Consider the following 16,770-nt stretch of genomic DNA (forward strand, 5'->3'; position numbering starts at 1 on the left):
GATCACCTACGCTCTAGGCAAAGTTAAAATTTCGTAACCATTTGCCGTTATTGCAATCGTATGTTCAAAATGAGCGCATAATGTTCCATCCGCAGTAACAACGGTCCAATCATCATCAAGTGTCTCGACATACCTTTCGCCAACAACCACCATCGGTTCAATGGCTAAGACCATGCCCGGTTTGAGACGAGGCCCTTTATCAGGCATCCCATAATTCGGAATTTGTGGTTCTTCGTGAAGATCCGTTCCGATACCGTGACCGACGTACTCTCTTACCACGGAGAAGCCTGCGTCTTCAATACAAGTTTGGATAGCATGCGACAACGTGTAGAGTCTAGTATCCGGTTTAGCTTGTGCAATACCACAGTATAAGGATTGTTCCGTAACCGCTAATAAACGCTTAGCAGTTTCAGAAATTTCACCTACCGGATAAGTCCAAGCTGAATCGCCATGATAACCTTTATACTGAGCGCCAATATCAATACTGATAATATCGCCCTCAGCAAGCTTTCTTGGACCCGGAATACCGTGAACTAATTCTTCGTTGACTGAAGCACAAATGCTTCCAGAAAAACCGTTGTAACCTTTAAAAGATGGAATCGCTCCCTGACTGCGAATGAATTCCTCTGCGATCTGATCAAGTTCTTTCGTTGTAATGTTCGGACGAATCGCCCTTGCCAATAAGCGGTGCGTTTCGGCTACGATACGACCGGCTTCTCGCATTAGGTCTAGTTCAACCTCGGACTTACAAATGATCATTACGCTAGACCTCGTAGCAGTGAGCTAATTTGTTCGGTTACCGCATGAATGTCTTGTTCCCCGTTAACCTCACGCAATAATTCCCTCGTTTGGTAGTAATCCAGCAGCGGAGCCGTTTTGTTGATATATTCATCCAAACGTGTTCCGACTTTTTCTTCCGTATCATCTGAACGCTGATACAATTCACCTGAACATTTATCGCATATGCCATCTTGTTTCGGTGGATTGAACATCACATGGTACGTAGCACCGCAGGATTTACAAATTCTTCGGCCAGTCAGCCTGGCAAGCAAGAAACTGCGATCAACGGAAAGATTAATTACGACTTCAATCTTTTTGCCCAATGATTCTACGATTTCGGCTAAAGCATCTGCTTGAGCAACAGTTCTCGGGAACCCGTCAAGTAAAAAGCCTTTATCGCAGTCTGGTTGTGCAAGTCGCTCTCTCACAATACCGTTCGTTATTTCATCAGGAACAAGAAGTCCCTTATCCACATATCCTTTGGCTTCAACTCCAAGTGGCGTTCCTTGACTCATTGCCAATCGAAAAGCATCACCCGTAGAAATATGAGGAATTTGAAAGTCACTTACGATCTTTTCTGCCTGCGTACCTTTGCCTGCACCAGGAGGCCCCATAAAAATTACGTTCACTTTTGAAACCCTCCCATCGCACTCGGCATTACGAACAGCACAATAGGTGCCGATGACGCAACAAATGCCCCATCAGAACCTATTCGCTATTTATTAATGAATCCTTTGTAATGACGCTTAATCAATTGGCTCTCGATTTGTTTCATCGTCTCAAGACCAACGCCTACTACGATAAGTAAAGATGTACCACCAATTCGAACCGAGCTCGGCAAGCCTGCAAGTCCTCCAAACAACATAGGGAGAATCGAGATCGCTGAAAGAAACAGTGCTCCGGAAAGAGTTATTCTAGTCATTACGCGAGTCAGATAAACGGATGTTGTTTTACCAGGTCTAATCCCCGGTATATACCCACCATTTTTCTTCATTTGGTCAGCCATTTGAACTGGATTAATTTGTACGAAGGTGTAGAAGTATGTGAATCCGATAATCAGTAATACATAAAGTACAATCGCTAATGGAGCAGTTTGATTCAAACTAAGATTCGTTATGATCCATTCTGCAACGACGTTGCCTCTCCAATAACTTGCAATGGTAGGAGGAAACATCAACAACGAAAGTGCAAAGATTACTGGGATAACACCAGCCGCATTCACTTTAAGAGGAATGTGAGTGGTTTGACCACCATACATTTTACGACCAACGACGCGTTTGGCATATTGAACAGGTATCTTACGAACACCTTGTTGAACGAATATGACGCCGGCGATAATCAGTATAACAACCAAAGCAATAATGATCAGTTTTACGATATTCAGGAACAGAGCGCCTTCTGTCGCAAAAAGTGATTTGTAAATTTGTTGAATGCTTGTTGGAATCGCCGCGACGATACCTGCAAAGATGATAATGGAAATACCGTTTCCAATCCCATATTCCGTGATTTGCTCACCAAGCCACATCAAGAATGCTGTACCGGCTGTCAGCACGATAGCAATTAATGCGTAGGTTGTGAAGCCTGCATCAATCACAAGTCCGCTATAAAGACGGTTAAATCCAATAGAAAGACCAAATGCTTGAATTATACCTAGCACAATCGTACCGTAGCGTGTTACCTGTGTCATCTTCTTTCTTCCGACATCGCCTTCTTTCGCCCATTGCGCAAAGCGCGGGATTACATCCATGGACAAAAGCTGAACGATGATAGAAGCCGTGATGTAAGGCATGATTCCCATCGCAAAGATAGAGAACTGAAAGAGCGCACCACCGGAAAACGTGTTAAGCAAACCAAAGACATCACTTTGATTCGCTTGATCTTGAAGTTTCAGGACATCTGTATTTATGTTAGGTACCGGAATGAAGGCGCCTAAGCGGTAGACGATAAGCAGGATTAGCGTGAATAAAATTCTTCTACGCAAATCCTCTACCTTGAAGATGTTCGATATGGTATTGAACATTAAATCACCTCGGTTTGACCGCCGGCAGCTTGGATTTTCTCAATCGCTGATTGAGAGAACTTATTCGCTTTAACGGTTAATTTTACTGTGATTTCACCGTTTCCTAAAATCTTGATGCCATCTTTAGGAGCTTTCACAATACCAGACTCCATTAATACTTGCGGAGTAACTTCGGTATCAGCTGCGAAATTGTTCAAATCTTCAAGGTTCACAATCGCGTATTCCGTACGGAAACGATTCGTGAAACCACGTTTAGGTAAACGACGGTATAACGGGTTTTGTCCACCCTCGAAACCAGGACGAACGCCTCCACCGGAACGTGCGTTTTGACCCTTGTGCCCGCGAGTTGATGTTTTACCCATGCCGCTACTAGTACCACGTCCAACACGCTTGCGAGCTTTACGGGAACCAATAGCAGAACTTAGCTCATGTAACTTCATCGTTGCACACCTCCTCTAGATCTTAATATGTGTTACTATGCTTCGATTTCTTTAACTTCTACCAAATGGCTAACTTGATTAACCATGCCTCTGATCGCAGCATTATCTTGGTGAAGAACCGTTTGGTGCAGCTTGCGCAGACCTAACGTTTTCACTGTAATGCGTTGTGTTTCAGGGCGGCCAATCAGGCTGCGTTTTAGGGTAATTTGTAATTGTTTCGCCATGTTTACCCCTCCTAACCTAATAGCTCTTGAACTGATTTTCCACGAAGCTTTGCAACTTCTTCCGCTTTTTTCAAACGGCTTAAGCCTTCAAGCGTTGCGTTAACCATGTTCATGGAGTTCGATGAACCCAGGGATTTTGTCAAGATATCGCCGACACCAGCAAGTTCAAGAACTGCACGAACTGGTCCGCCTGCGATAACTCCAGTACCTTGGGAAGCTGGTTTTAACAGAACGCGGCCTGCACCAAACTTACCTGTTACAAGGTGAGGAATCGAAGTGCCTACGATAGGAACATGAATTAAGTTCTTTTTCGCATCTTCAATGCCTTTGCGAATCGCGTCAGGAACTTCGGATGCTTTACCGATTCCTGCGCCAACCCAGCCATTGCCATCGCCAACGACAACAAGTGCGCTGAAGCTGAAACGACGTCCGCCTTTTACTACTTTAGCTACGCGATTAATATTAACAACTTTTTCTGTAAGCTCTAAAGTATTAGGATCTACACGCAAGTCTTTTACCTCCTTATTAATGTTTTTCCTAGAATTCAAGACCAGCTTCACGAGCTGCATCAGCTAATGCTTGAACACGTCCATGATAGAGGTAGCCACCGCGGTCAAAAACCACTTTAACTAATCCTTTTCTTTCGCGCGCTCAGCGATTAATGCGCCAACTTTACGAGCAGCTTCAACGTTTCCGCCGTTACCGATATCACTTTTAAGATCTTTATCTTGTGTAGATGCTGAAACAATTGTAACACCAGTAGTGTCATCAATTAATTGAGCATACATGTGTTTGGATGAACGGAAAATGTTCAAACGTGGACGAACCGTTGTACCTTCAATTTTCTTACGAACACGAAGGTGTCTTTTCAGACGGGCTTTATTTTTATCGCCTTTAGTAATCATTTATACTTGCACTCCTTTCATCATCTTATGATGCGAGAGTTCTTACCCGCGATCTAACGATCTTATTTCTTCTTACCAGCTTTACCTTCTTTACGAAGAATACGTTCGCCTTCATACTTGATACCTTTACCTTTATAAGGCTCTGGTTCGCGTACGGAACGTACTTTTGCAGCTGTTGCGCCAACTAATTCTTTATCAATACCTTTAACGATAATCTTCGTGTTCGTTGGAACATCGAACTCAATACCGCTCTCAGGATTGATTTCAACTGGATGGGAGTACCCAACGTTGAGAACCAATTTGTCACCGTTTTTGTTAGCACGGTAACCTACGCCTACTAGATCCAAAGATTTCGTGAAGCCTTCCGTTACGCCACTTACCATGTTGGCAACAACACTACGTGTTGTACCATGCAGGGAACGGTGGAGTTTGTTATCGGAAGGACGCTCAACGGAAATCTCGTTTTCTAGAACATTGACTTTCATATCTTTATGAAGTGCACGGGATAAAGTTCCTTTAGGACCTTTAACCGTGATTTGAGTATCTTCTAGTGTTACATTTACACCACTTGGAATGGTGATTGGCTTACGACCAATACGAGACATGTTTGCACCTCCATTCAATTACAATTGTATTACCAAACGTAGCAGATAACCTCTCCGCCAGCTTTGGATTGACGAGCATCTTTATCCGTCATAACTCCTTTAGATGTGGAGATGATGGCAATCCCTAATCCGCCTAGTACACGAGGGACTTCTTGTGATTTTGTATAAACGCGTAGACCTGGTTTGGAAATTCTTTTCAAACCGGAGATAACACGTTCATTGTTTGAACCATATTTCAGGAACAAACGGATGATACCTTGTTTGCTATCTTCAACGTATTCAGCGTCACGGATAAATCCTTCTTTTTTGAGGATTTCAGCGATTTCCCTTTTCACTTTTGATGCAGGAATTTCAACTGTTTCATGACGTACGATATTCGCATTACGGATGCGTGTTAACATATCTGCAATTGGATCTGACATGACCATTTGTGTAAACCTCCTTCCCGAAAATAGGGTGATTACCAGCTTGCTTTTTTCACGCCTGGAATCTGACCTTTGTGTGCTAATTCGCGGAAACAAATCCGACAAATTTTGAACTTGCGAAGCACTGAATGCGGACGTCCGCAGCGCTCACAACGTGTGTATGCTTGCACTTTAAACTTCGGGGTACGTTGCTGTTTGACTTTCATCGAAGTTTTTGCCACTTAATATAACACCTCCTGATAGGTACGACTGGTAACCTATTTAACGAAAGGCGCTCCGAGTTGTGTTAAAAGCTCGCGAGCTTCCTCATCGGACTTAGCCGTCGTTACGATAACAATATCCATACCACGAACTTTATCGATTTTATCATACTCAATTTCAGGGAAAATGAGTTGTTCTTTTAGACCAAGTGTGTAGTTTCCACGGCCATCAAAAGCCTTGTTGGAAATACCACGGAAGTCACGTACACGTGGAAGTGATACGTTAAACAATTTATCCAAGAAGTGATACATGCGCTCACCGCGAAGTGTTACCTTCGTTCCGATAGGTACATTTTCACGGAGTTTGAAACCCGCGATCGCTTTTTTGGATTTTGTTACAACTGGTTTTTGACCAGCGATTTTTTGAAGATCTTCTACTGCAGTGTCAAGGACCTTGGAGTTCGATACAGCCTCACCAACACCCATGTTGATAACGATTTTCTCGATCTTCGGAACTTGCATAACAGTTGTGTAGTTAAACTTTTGAATTAACGCTGGTGTAATTTCGTTCAAATAACGATCTTTCATTCTTACTGCCATGTTTCATTTGCCTCCTTTCCATGCTTGTTGTATTAATCGATAACTTCGCCGGATTTTTTCGCGATGCGAACTTTTGTTCCGTTATCCAATACTTTGTAACCAACGCGAGTCGGTTTGCCGCTCTTAGGATCAATCAGCATCACGTTAGAAACGTGGATCGCCGCTTCTTGATTCAAGATGCCGCCTTGTGGGTTTTGTTGGGATGGTTTCGCATGTTTCTTAACCATGTTCACACCTTCAACAAGTACACGGTTTTGACGAGGATAAGCAGCGATAACGCGACCTTTTTTACCTTTGTCTTTACCCGTGATTACAAAAACCGTATCGTCTTTTTTCACGTGCAGTTTATTGTTATGAGATTCTAATCTCTTTTTAGTTCTTGGCATTGTGTTCTACACCTCCTGAGTTTCCCGCTAGGAAAACAACGTCGTAACTACTACTTAGATAACTTCTGGAGCCAAGGATACGATCTTCATGAAGTCTCTGTCACGAAGCTCACGTGCAACTGGTCCAAAGATACGTGTACCACGCGGACTTTTATCTTCTTTCACGATAACAGCCGCATTCTCATCAAATGAGATGTAAGATCCGTCTTTACGGCGAGCACCGCTCTTCGTACGAACGATAACTGCTTTAACAACGTCACCTTTTTTGACAACGCCACCTGGTGTTGCTTCTTTTACTGAGCAAACGATCAAATCACCGATATGACCTACGCGACGACCAGTACCACCCAAAACGCGGATACACATAAGTTGTTTAGCACCTGAATTATCAGCGACAGCCAAACGAGTAAATGGTTGAATCATCGTATTCCCTCCTTTCGGGGTTCATCTCTAGATTGTTAGATAACAACTGCAACTTCAAGAATTTCAACCAATCTCCAACTTTTATCTTTGGACAACGGTCTAGTTTCACTGATTTTCACAGTGTCACCAATCTTAGCTTGGTTGTTTTCATCATGAGCTTTAAACTTTTCGTATATTTGATTCTCTTGTGATAGAGTTCATGTTTTTTGTAAGTTTCAACAGCAACAACAATGGTTTTATCCATTTTATCGCTGACAACTTTACCGATCAGAACTTTACGATCGTTACGTTCAGTCATCTAAGGAACACTCCCTTCTAGATTTGGTTACCCAATCCCCAATTCTCTTTCACGCAAAATAGTCTTGGCACGAGCGATCTCTTTACGCAAATCACGAATTTGAGTCGGATTGTCCAATTGACCAGTAGCTAGTTGAAAACGGAGGTTAAAGAGTTCTTCTTTAAAACCATTAACTTTTTGCTCAATTTCAGCAGTGGTTAAGTTCCGGAATTCACTACCCTTCATTTGCTTCACCGCCTACTTCTTCTCTTTTCACGAACTTCGTTTTGATTGGAAGCTTGTGAGCAGCAAGACGCATCGCTTCACGAGCGACCTCTTCACTTACACCAGCTAGTTCAAACAAAATTTTGCCCGGTTTAACAACGGAAACCCATTTCTCCACGTTACCTTTACCACTACCCATACGAACTTCAAGCGGTTTTTGTGTAACTGGTTTAGCTGGGAAAATTTTAATCCATACTTTACCGCCACGTTTGATGTAACGTGTCATGGCAATACGAGCTGCTTCGATTTGACGGTTGGATACCCAAGCCGGTTCTACCGCTTGCAGACCATATTCGCCAAAAGCTATTTCCGTTCCGCCTTTAGCGCGACCTTTCATGCTACCGCGGTGTTCTTTACGGTGTTTTACACGTTTAGGTACTAACATGATTTAATTTCCTCCTTCCGGCTGAGCCTTTTTCTTAGCTGGCGGAAGCACTTCTCCACGATAAATCCATACTTTTACACCGATACGTCCATAAGTAGTGGCTGCTTCAGCAGTACCATAGTCGATATCCGCACGAAGCGTATGAAGTGGAACTGTTCCTTCGCTATATCCTTCCGTACGAGCAATCTCGGCTCCGCCAAGACGTCCGCTAGTTGCAACTTTAATACCTTTAGCGCCGGATCTCATTGTTCTTTGCATAGCTTGTTTCATAGCACGACGGAATGAAACGCGACGTTCCAGTTGTAGTGCAACAGCTTCTGCTACAAGAATAGCATCAAGATCTGGGCTTTTGATTTCAGAAATGTTGATGTGAACTTTTTTATTGGACAAGCCAGCGATGTAGTTGCGAATAACTTCAACTTCAGCTCCGCCTTTACCAATAACCATTCCTGGTTTTGCAGTATGAATCGTTACGTTCACACGGTTAGCCGCGCGCTCGATATCGAAACGGGAAACTGCAGAATCTTTAAGTTTATTTTTCAAGTATTCGCGGATTTTGACGTCTTCAAGCAACAGAGTTCCGAAATCTTTCTCTGCAAACCATTTGGACTCCCAATCACGAATAATACCAATTCTAAGGCCTACCGGGTTTACTTTCTGACCCACACGTTATCCCTCCTTATTTTTCAGATACCACGATTGTAATGTGGCTGGTACGTTTTTTGATCGCGCTAGCACGGCCCATTGCACGTTGTTGGAACCTTTTCATTGTTGGTCCTTGGTTAACAAACGTCTCAGAAACCACTAGTTTATTAGGATCTAATGAATAGTTATGCTCTGCATTGGCAATTGCGGAATTGAGAAGTTTCTCCAAAATTGGAGAAGCTGCTTTAGGCGTATGACGCAGAATCGCGATCGCTTCACCTACCGCTTTTCCCCGAATCAAGTCAACAACTAGCTTTGCTTTACGAGGAGCAATCCGAGCGTGGTTCAATATTGCTTTAGCTTGCATGGTAGTACCTCCTCTCGGTTAAAAATGAAATTAACGTTTTCCGGTTTTCTTGTCGTCGTCGTGACCTTTGTAAGTACGTGTTGGAGCAAATTCACCAAGCTTATGTCCAACCATATCTTCTGTTACATAAACAGGCACGTGTTTTCTTCCGTCATATACGCCGAAAGTGTGACCAACGAATTGCGGGTAAATCGTAGAACGACGGGACCACGTTTTGATAACCAGCTTTTTGCTGGATGTGTTCAAGTCTTCTACTTTTTTCAGTAAGTATCCATCGATAAATGGACCCTTCTTTAAGCTGCGACCCATGGGTGTTCCTCCCTTCCTTGAACCTTAAGAGAATTACTTCGTACGAGGACGTACAATGTATTTATCGGATGCTTTACCTTTTTTACGAGTTTTGTAACCAAGAGTAGGTTTACCCCATGGCGACATAGGTGATTTACGTCCGATTGGAGCGCGTCCTTCACCACCACCGTGTGGGTGATCATTAGGATTCATAACAACCCCACGAACTTGTGGACGATTGCCTTTCCAACGGTTACGACCAGCTTTACCGATTTTCACAAGCTCGTGATCTTCGTTACCTACAGATCCGATCGTTGCGCGGCAAACTTTTAGAACTTTACGAACTTCACCGGATGAAAGACGAATGGTTACGTAAGTTTCTTCTTTACCAAGAAGTTGAGCTTCCGTACCAGCTGCACGTACTAACTGTGCGCCTTTACCTGGTTTCAATTCGATATTGTGGATAACTGTACCAACTGGAATGTTTTCCAATGGAAGAGAGTTACCTACTTTGATGTCAGCTTGTGGTCCAGAAACGATACGATCGTCCACTTTAAGACCTTTAGGAGCGATGATATATTTCTTTTCACCATCAGCATAATGGATCAATGCGATGTTCGCGGAACGGTTAGGATCGTACTCAACTGTAGCAACGCGTCCTGGTATTCCATCTTTAGTACGTTTGAAATCGATAATCCGGTATTTACGTTTGTGTCCACCACCATGGTGACGAACCGTAATTTTACCTTGGTTATTACGACCAGCATGCTTGAACAGAGGAGCAAGCAAGGATTTCTCCGGTGTTGATGTTGTGATCTCTTCAAAAGTAGAAACCGACATCGCACGTCGAGCTGGTGAGGTTGGTTTATATTTTTTAATTGGCACTCTGATTTCCTCCTAACTTTAAGAAATGGGGTTTATACCGATTCAAAGAATTCCAATTCTTTGCTTTCTGCGCTTAGGGACACGATAGCTTTTTTCCAGATGGAAGTGTAGCCGGAGTGTTTGCCATAGCGTTTTGGCTTAGCTGGCATTCTCAATGTGTTTACATTTGTAACTTTCACTTTGAAAATCGCTTCAATAGCTTGTTTAATTTCTGTTTTGTTAGCGCGAAGATCCACTTCGAAAACATACTTTTTGTTAGCCATTAGGTCGCTTGTACGCTCAGTGATGATCGGGCGCTTGATAATGTCGCGTGGATTTTTCATTGTGCAAGCACCTCCTCAACTTTCTGTACAGCTTCTTGCGTAATGATCAATTTGTCATGCAACATGACATCAAGAACATTAACACCATCAGCAGCAACAAATTTCACACCTGGGATATTACGAGCTGATAAAGCAACATTGGAATCATTAGCTACGCCAACTACCAATACTTTGCTATCAACTTTAAGGTTGTTCAAAATGGCTACGAAATCTTTAGTCTTAGGAGCATTCAATTGAAGCTGATCCAAAACGATCAATCCGTTATCGATAAGTTTCGAGGACAAAGCGGACTTAATCGCTAAGCGACGAACTTTTCTAGGCAATTTGAAACCATAGCTGCGAGGTGTCGGTCCGAATACGGTACCGCCGCCTTTCCACTGTGGAGCACGAATACTACCTTGACGCGCACGACCTGTACCTTTTTGTTTCCAAGGTTTACGACCACCGCCGCGAACTTCAGAACGACCTTTTGTTTTGTGAGTTCCTTGACGCACAGCTGCTTGTTGTAAAAGAACAGCTTCGTGAATCGCGTGAACGTGAGGCTCAATTCCGAAAACAACGTCAGACAGTTCAATTTCCCCTACCTGAGCACCTGTTACATTATATAAAGCTACTTTTGGCATCTGTCTTCCTCCTTTCTTACTTTTTAACAGCAGACTTCACGCTAACGTAGCTGTTTTTAGGACCCGGAATGGAACCTTTAACTAGCAATACATTACGTTCAGCATCTACTTTAATAATTTGCAGGTTTTGCAAAGTTACTGTTTCGTTACCCATGTGTCCTGGAAGCTTTTTACCTTTAGGAACACGGTTTGCTTGAATGGAACCCATGGAACCTGGTCCGCGGTGATAACGTGATCCGTGTGCCATTGGCCCAGTGGATTGGTTATGTCTTTTGATGTTACCTTGAAAACCTTTACCTTTGGAAGTACCCGTTACATCAACGAATTCGCCCTCTGTAAACAGATCTGCTTTCAGTTCTTGACCAACTTCATAGTCACCCAACTGAATGCCACGAATTTCTTTAACGTAGCGCTTAGGCGTTGCCCCTGCTTTTTTCGCATGGCCAAGCTCTGGTTTAATGATTCTGCTAGCTTTCACATCATCAAAACCGATTTGGATCGACTCATACCCGTCGTTATCCACATCTTTCTTTTGCAGTACCACACATGGTCCCGCTTGAATGACAGTTACCGGAACTACATTACCCTCCGGAGTAAACAACTGTGTCATCCCAAGTTTTTTTCCTAAGATACCTTTCATCGTTGACACCTCATTCCTTCCTAACATTCATTCTATAGTTGTATTACAGTTTGATCTCAATGTCTACGCCAGACGGTAAGTCCAGACGCATTAGAGCATCAACTGTTTGTGGTGTTGGATTCACAATATCGATAAGACGCTTATGCGTACGCATTTCGAATTGCTCACGCGAATCCTTGTACTTGTGTACCGCACGAAGAACCGTGATGATTTGCTTCTCAGTAGGAAGCGGAATCGGACCGGATACACCTGCACCGGAACGCTTGGCAGTTTCCACGATTTTCTCAGCTGATTGATCAATAATTCTGTGATCATAAGCTTTCAAACGGATACGAATCTTTTGCTTTGCCATTTAAAACCCTCCTTCTATCGCCCAATTTAGTATCGGACATACTCCGCGAAAATTCTCCAACAGCCTTCCCCATGGCAAAGGGGCCAGGTGTGTCGGCAACCTCTCGCATCATCGCAACGTCACAGACCAACGTTTTATATTATATAAAATATTAAACGTAATTGCAAGCGAAACTTTAGTCATACACCTATATTTTATTCATTGTAGCAATTAGGGTTAATTTATATACCTAGTATCCCTGCTGAAACCCAAATAAATAAAAACACTTACCACCTAAGCGGTAAGTGTTTCTTCTATATATAAAACTTATTTTTGAATTGTAGCAACCGCGCCCGCACCAACTGTACGTCCGCCTTCACGAATCGCGAAGCGTGTTCCTTCTTCGATTGCGATTGGGTTGATCAGTTCTACTGTAACTGTGATGTTATCACCTGGCATAACCATCTCTGTTCCTTCTGGAAGGGAGATGATACCCGTTACATCAGTTGTACGGAAGTAGAACTGAGGACGGTAACCAGTGAAGAAAGGCTTATGACGGCCACCCTCTTCTTTAGTTAGAACGTAGATTTGAGCTGTAAAGTTTGTGTGTGGTTTAACTGAACCCGGTTTCGCAAGAACTTGTCCACGCTCGATGTCTTTACGGTCTACACCACGAAGCAATGCTCCGATGTTGTCACCAGCTTGAGCGGAATCAAGCAATTTGCGGAACATCTCTACACCAGTTACGATGCATTTACGAGTTTCTTCAGCAATACCAACGATTTCAACTTCTTCTTGTACTTTAACTGTTCCACGCTCTACACGACCTGTAGCAACTGTACCACGGCCTGTGATTGAGAATACATCCTCAACCGGCATAAGGAAAGGTTTGTCAGTTTGACGCTCAGGAGTTGGGATATAAGTATCGACTTGTTCGAACAACTCGATGATTTTATCAGCCCAAGGACCTTCTGGGTTTGCAAGAGCTTCACGAGCTGCACCACGGATGATTGGTGTATCATCGCCTGGGAATTCGTACTCGTTAAGAAGGTCGCGAACTTCCATCTCAACTAGTTCAAGCAACTCTTCGTCTTCAACCATGTCGCATTTGTTAAGGAATACTACGATGTAAGGTACGCCTACTTGACGGGAAAGCAGGATGTGCTCGCGAGTTTGCGGCATAGGGCCGTCAGCTGCGGATACAACCAGAATCGCTCCGTCCATTTGAGCAGCACCAGTAATCATGTTCTTAACATAGTCAGCATGTCCAGGACAGTCAACGTGTGCGTAGTGACGGTTAGGTGTTTCGTACTCAACGTGAGCTGTGGAGATTGTGATACCGCGCTCGCGCTCTTCTGGTGCTTTATCGATTTGGTCGAATGCTACTGCAGCTCCACCGTATCTTTTGGACAATACTGTTGTGATCGCAGCTGTCAAAGTTGTTTTACCATGGTCAACGTGACCGATAGTCCCAATGTTAACATGCGGTTTATTACGTTCAAATTTAGCCTTTGCCATTTTAAACGATTCCTCCTTAGAGTGACTAATAGTTTTATATTAAGCGCCTTTGCCTTTTGCAATAATTTCTTCTGCAATGGACTTAGGTACTTCTTCATAATGCGAAAGTTCCATGGAGTAAACACCACGGCCTTGTGTTCTCGAACGAAGTGTTGTGGAATAACCAAACATTTCAGAAAGAGGTACCTTAGCACGGATGACTTGCGCTCCATGACGGCTATCCATACCTTCGATACGTCCACGACGGGAGTTAAGGTCACCCATAACATCGCCCATGTACTCTTCTGGTACAGTAACTTCAACCTTCATGATTGGTTCAAGAAGAACCGGTTTACATTTTTCTTTAGCTGCTTTAAGTGCCATGGATCCCGCAATTTTGAACGCCATTTCATTGGAGTCAACATCATGGTAAGATCCATCAACGACAGTAGCTTTGATATCCACGAGCGGGAATCCTGCGATTACACCGTTTTTCATGGATTCTTCGATACCAGCTTGAATAGGTGCGATATATTCTCTAGGAATGGATCCGCCTACTACCTTGTTCTCGAAGATGAAACCAGTGCCAGCTTCTTGAGGTTCGAACTCAACCCAACAATGTCCGTATTGACCACGGCCACCGGATTGACGAACGAATTTACCTTCAACTTTAGCTGAAGCACGGAAAGTTTCACGGTAAGCTACTTGAGGTTTACCTACATTGGTTTCTACTTTGAATTCACGAAGCATACGGTCAACGAGAATCTCAAGGTGAAGCTCACCCATACCCGCGATGATCGTTTGTCCTGTTTCTTCATCTGTAGAAGCACGGAACGTAGGATCTTCTTCTGCAAGTTTTTGTAATGCGATACCCATTTTATCTTGATCGGCTTTCGTTTTCGGTTCAACAGCAAGCTGGATAACCGGTTCTGGGAAAACCATTCTTTCAAGGATAACAGGGTTTTTCTCATCACAAAGTGTATCACCTGTTGTTGTATCTTTCAATCCAACAGCCGCGGCAATATCACCTGAGTATACAATGCTGATTTCTTGACGTGCGTTCGCATGCATTTGCAGAATACGACCAACACGTTCACGTTTGCCTTTTGTTGCGTTAACAACGTAGGAACCGGAGTTCAAGGTACCAGAGTATACACGGAAGAAGGTAAGACGACCAACGAAAGGATCTGTCATGATTTTGAATGCAAGCGCTGAGAAAGGTTGATCATCAGCAGACTTACGAACCACTTCAGTACCATCGTCAAGAACACCTTTAATATCAGGTACATCAAGTGGGGATGGCAGATAGTTAATAACTGCATCCAACATCAATTGAACACCTTTGTTTCTGTATGAAGATCCGCAGATAACTGGGAAGATTTTCACTTCGCAGACACCCTTACGCAGAGCTCCTTTGATTTCATCAACAGTAAGTTCTTCACCTTCGAGATATTTCATTGTAAGCTCTTCATCAAGCTCAGCAACTTTCTCGATCAGTTCCAATCTCAATTCTGCGACTTTATCTTTGAACTCAGCAGGGATCTCGATTTTTTCGATATCCTTACCAAGATCATCTTTGTACATATACGCCACTTCATCAACTAAATCGATGATGCCTTTGAATTCATTCTCAGCACCGATCGGAAGTTGAATAGCAACCGCATTTGCGCCCAGTTTAAGACGCATGGATTCAACAACTTGCAAGAAATCTGCACCGATGATATCCATTTTGTTTACGTAAGCAATACGAGGAACATTGTATTTATCAGCTTGTCTCCAAACTGTTTCCGATTGAGGCTCAACGCCCTCTTTCGCACTAAATACACCAACTGCTCCATCTAACACACGGAGGGAACGCTCTACCTCAACGGTAAAGTCAACGTGTCCCGGGGTATCGATAACGTTGATGCGGTGACCTTCCCAATGAGCAGTCGTAGCAGCGGAAGTAATCGTGATTCCGCGCTCCTGCTCTTGTTCCATCCAGTCCATCGTTGCTCCACCTTCGTGGACTTCACCGATTTTGTGAACACGGCCTGTATAAAACAAGATACGCTCAGTGGTAGTTGTTTTACCAGCATCAATATGAGCCATGATCCCGATATTACGTGTATTTTTCAAGGAGTACTCTCTAGCCATAAGTCGTTATGCCTCCTTTCTAGTAATTGATTTCGAATTCTACCAACGGTAGTGAGCGAATGCTTTATTAGCTTCAGCCATTTTGTGTGTATCTTCACGTTTCTTAACGGAAGAACCTGTGCTGTTGCTAGCATCGATAATTTCATAAGCCAATCTTTCTTCCATCGTCTTCTCACCGCGAAGACGGGAGTAGTTGACCAACCAACGAAGACCTAAAGTCGAACGACGGTCAGGTCTAACTTCGATAGGCACTTGATAGTTTGCTCCACCAACACGGCGAGCTTTAACTTCTAGTACTGGCATGATGTTTTTGATAGCTGCTTCAAACACTTCCATCGGCTCTTTACCTGTACGATCTTTCACGAGGTTAAAAGCGTTATAAAGAATGGACTGTGCTACCCCTCTTTTTCCATCAATCATGATGCGATTGATAAGACGAGTAACTAGTTTGCTATTATAAATTGGATCTGGCAATACGTCTCTGCGAGTAACTGGACCTTTACGAGGCATAGTTATCCCCCTTTCTTATAAGAATCATTCCTGATTATTATCTCTTATTTTTTAACTTTCGGACGTTTTGTACCGTATTTGGAACGGGATTGCTTACGGTTGTTAACACCGGAAGTATCCAGAGCGCCACGCACGATGTGATAACGTACCCCTGGTAAATCTTTAATTCTACCTCCACGGATCAATACAACACTATGTTCTTGCAGGTTGTGACCGATACCTGGAATATAAGCTGTCACCTCTACGCGTTCGTTAAACGAACACGTGCGTATTTACGAAGTGCGGAGTTTGGCTTCTTAGGAGTCATTGTACCTACACGCGTGCAGACACCACGTTTTTGAGGAGCGCTCAAATCCGTTGATTCTCTTTTCAAAGCGTTAAACCCTTTTTGCAAAGCTGGTGATTTTGACTTCTCCACCTTCGCTTGACGACCTTTACGTACTAGTTGGTTAATTGTTGGCATATCGCCACCTCCTCCCTACATTCATAACATGATGATCTTTCTTTACAAGCCCACAGATCCAGGCGAGTCATAAATGAGCAAATAGAAAGTCTTTGCTATGAGCCAGC

General features: G+C 43.4%; 25 protein-coding genes and 3 pseudogenes. All 28 read right to left on the reverse strand.

Annotated elements, in window-relative coordinates; genetic code table 11:
- Positions 1–6: 6 nt before the first annotated feature.
- The 28 genes and pseudogenes from map to rpsL all read right to left on the reverse strand — a co-directional run bounded on the left by map (position 7) and on the right by rpsL (position 16,663).
- Positions 7–759 (reverse strand): type I methionyl aminopeptidase, encoded by a 753-nt coding sequence (gene map, locus FU659_RS21095; RefSeq protein ID WP_147949370.1) that lies wholly within the window; start codon positions 757–759, stop codon positions 7–9.
- On the reverse strand, positions 759–1,409 hold the full coding sequence (locus tag FU659_RS21100) for an adenylate kinase (RefSeq protein ID WP_147949371.1): 651 nt from the start codon (positions 1,407–1,409) through the stop codon (positions 759–761). Before FU659_RS21100 ends, map begins: the two co-directional genes overlap by 1 nt.
- A gap of 86 nt (positions 1,410–1,495) precedes the next feature.
- Entirely contained in the window at positions 1,496–2,800 is a 1,305-nt protein-coding gene (secY, locus tag FU659_RS21105) for a preprotein translocase subunit SecY (protein ID WP_147949372.1), read from the reverse strand.
- Complete coding sequence (gene rplO / locus FU659_RS21110; RefSeq protein ID WP_147949373.1) at positions 2,800–3,240, reverse strand: 50S ribosomal protein L15; 441 nt, start codon at positions 3,238–3,240, stop codon at positions 2,800–2,802. Before rplO ends, secY begins: the two co-directional genes overlap by 1 nt.
- Before the next feature lie 35 nt (positions 3,241–3,275).
- On the reverse strand, positions 3,276–3,464 hold the full coding sequence (gene rpmD, locus FU659_RS21115) for a 50S ribosomal protein L30 (RefSeq protein WP_147949374.1): 189 nt from the start codon (positions 3,462–3,464) through the stop codon (positions 3,276–3,278).
- A gap of 11 nt (positions 3,465–3,475) precedes the next feature.
- Entirely contained in the window at positions 3,476–3,973 is a 498-nt protein-coding gene (gene rpsE / locus FU659_RS21120; RefSeq protein WP_028557478.1) for a 30S ribosomal protein S5, read from the reverse strand.
- A 28-nt stretch (positions 3,974–4,001) separates the two neighbouring features.
- Positions 4,002–4,369, reverse strand: a pseudogene (rplR, locus tag FU659_RS21125) (50S ribosomal protein L18).
- 62 nt (positions 4,370–4,431) lie between these two features.
- Positions 4,432–4,974: a 50S ribosomal protein L6 gene (gene rplF, locus FU659_RS21130; RefSeq protein WP_147949375.1), complete on the reverse strand. Its 543-nt coding sequence runs from the start codon at positions 4,972–4,974 to the stop codon at positions 4,432–4,434.
- Between the two features lie 29 nt (positions 4,975–5,003).
- Positions 5,004–5,402, reverse strand: coding sequence for a 30S ribosomal protein S8 (rpsH, locus tag FU659_RS21135; RefSeq protein ID WP_056834171.1), 399 nt, complete (start codon positions 5,400–5,402; stop codon positions 5,004–5,006).
- Positions 5,403–5,434: 32 nt separating this feature from the next.
- Positions 5,435–5,620: a type Z 30S ribosomal protein S14 gene (locus FU659_RS21140; RefSeq protein ID WP_029196455.1), complete on the reverse strand. Its 186-nt coding sequence runs from the start codon at positions 5,618–5,620 to the stop codon at positions 5,435–5,437.
- Between the two features lie 36 nt (positions 5,621–5,656).
- A complete protein-coding gene (rplE, locus tag FU659_RS21145) occupies positions 5,657–6,199 on the reverse strand; it encodes a 50S ribosomal protein L5 (protein ID WP_147949376.1) in 543 nt (180 codons plus the stop codon).
- 32 nt (positions 6,200–6,231) lie between these two features.
- Positions 6,232–6,585: a 50S ribosomal protein L24 gene (gene rplX, locus FU659_RS21150; protein ID WP_209856245.1), complete on the reverse strand. Its 354-nt coding sequence runs from the start codon at positions 6,583–6,585 to the stop codon at positions 6,232–6,234.
- Positions 6,586–6,639: 54 nt separating this feature from the next.
- Positions 6,640–7,008, reverse strand: a complete 369-nt coding sequence (gene rplN / locus FU659_RS21155; RefSeq protein ID WP_028557485.1) for a 50S ribosomal protein L14 — start codon at positions 7,006–7,008, stop codon at positions 6,640–6,642.
- Positions 7,009–7,043: 35 nt separating this feature from the next.
- Positions 7,044–7,306, reverse strand: a pseudogene (gene rpsQ, locus FU659_RS21160) (30S ribosomal protein S17).
- 27 nt (positions 7,307–7,333) lie between these two features.
- A complete protein-coding gene (gene rpmC / locus FU659_RS21165; protein WP_028557487.1) occupies positions 7,334–7,531 on the reverse strand; it encodes a 50S ribosomal protein L29 in 198 nt (65 codons plus the stop codon).
- Positions 7,521–7,955, reverse strand: a complete 435-nt coding sequence (gene rplP / locus FU659_RS21170; protein WP_147949377.1) for a 50S ribosomal protein L16 — start codon at positions 7,953–7,955, stop codon at positions 7,521–7,523. Before rplP ends, rpmC begins: the two co-directional genes overlap by 11 nt.
- Before the next feature lie 3 nt (positions 7,956–7,958).
- Complete coding sequence (gene rpsC, locus FU659_RS21175) at positions 7,959–8,621, reverse strand: 30S ribosomal protein S3 (protein ID WP_147949378.1); 663 nt, start codon at positions 8,619–8,621, stop codon at positions 7,959–7,961.
- A 13-nt stretch (positions 8,622–8,634) separates the two neighbouring features.
- Positions 8,635–8,967: a 50S ribosomal protein L22 gene (gene rplV / locus FU659_RS21180; RefSeq protein WP_028557490.1), complete on the reverse strand. Its 333-nt coding sequence runs from the start codon at positions 8,965–8,967 to the stop codon at positions 8,635–8,637.
- A gap of 30 nt (positions 8,968–8,997) precedes the next feature.
- The gene (rpsS, locus tag FU659_RS21185; protein ID WP_029196461.1) at positions 8,998–9,276 is read right to left on the reverse strand and encodes a 30S ribosomal protein S19; all 279 of its coding nucleotides are present in this window, start codon (positions 9,274–9,276) and stop codon (positions 8,998–9,000) included.
- Between the two features lie 33 nt (positions 9,277–9,309).
- The gene (gene rplB / locus FU659_RS21190; protein ID WP_147949379.1) at positions 9,310–10,140 is read right to left on the reverse strand and encodes a 50S ribosomal protein L2; all 831 of its coding nucleotides are present in this window, start codon (positions 10,138–10,140) and stop codon (positions 9,310–9,312) included.
- A 32-nt stretch (positions 10,141–10,172) separates the two neighbouring features.
- Entirely contained in the window at positions 10,173–10,463 is a 291-nt protein-coding gene (rplW, locus tag FU659_RS21195; protein WP_028557493.1) for a 50S ribosomal protein L23, read from the reverse strand.
- Complete coding sequence (gene rplD, locus FU659_RS21200) at positions 10,460–11,086, reverse strand: 50S ribosomal protein L4 (protein ID WP_147949380.1); 627 nt, start codon at positions 11,084–11,086, stop codon at positions 10,460–10,462. Before rplD ends, rplW begins: the two co-directional genes overlap by 4 nt.
- A gap of 16 nt (positions 11,087–11,102) precedes the next feature.
- Complete coding sequence (gene rplC / locus FU659_RS21205) at positions 11,103–11,726, reverse strand: 50S ribosomal protein L3 (RefSeq protein ID WP_029196463.1); 624 nt, start codon at positions 11,724–11,726, stop codon at positions 11,103–11,105.
- A 43-nt stretch (positions 11,727–11,769) separates the two neighbouring features.
- The gene (gene rpsJ / locus FU659_RS21210; protein WP_147949381.1) at positions 11,770–12,078 is read right to left on the reverse strand and encodes a 30S ribosomal protein S10; all 309 of its coding nucleotides are present in this window, start codon (positions 12,076–12,078) and stop codon (positions 11,770–11,772) included.
- A gap of 306 nt (positions 12,079–12,384) precedes the next feature.
- On the reverse strand, positions 12,385–13,575 hold the full coding sequence (gene tuf, locus FU659_RS21215) for an elongation factor Tu (RefSeq protein WP_047683193.1): 1,191 nt from the start codon (positions 13,573–13,575) through the stop codon (positions 12,385–12,387).
- Positions 13,576–13,614: 39 nt separating this feature from the next.
- Entirely contained in the window at positions 13,615–15,690 is a 2,076-nt protein-coding gene (gene fusA, locus FU659_RS21220; RefSeq protein WP_147949382.1) for an elongation factor G, read from the reverse strand.
- A gap of 39 nt (positions 15,691–15,729) precedes the next feature.
- Positions 15,730–16,200: a 30S ribosomal protein S7 gene (rpsG, locus tag FU659_RS21225; protein ID WP_047683198.1), complete on the reverse strand. Its 471-nt coding sequence runs from the start codon at positions 16,198–16,200 to the stop codon at positions 15,730–15,732.
- Between the two features lie 44 nt (positions 16,201–16,244).
- Positions 16,245–16,663 (reverse strand): annotated as a pseudogene (rpsL, locus tag FU659_RS21230) (30S ribosomal protein S12).
- Between the last annotated feature and the right edge of the window lie 107 nt (positions 16,664–16,770).

Source organism: Paenibacillus sp. N3.4, assembly GCF_008017805.1.
In the GTDB taxonomy this organism is placed as follows: Bacteria; Bacillota; Bacilli; order Paenibacillales; family NBRC-103111; genus Paenibacillus_E.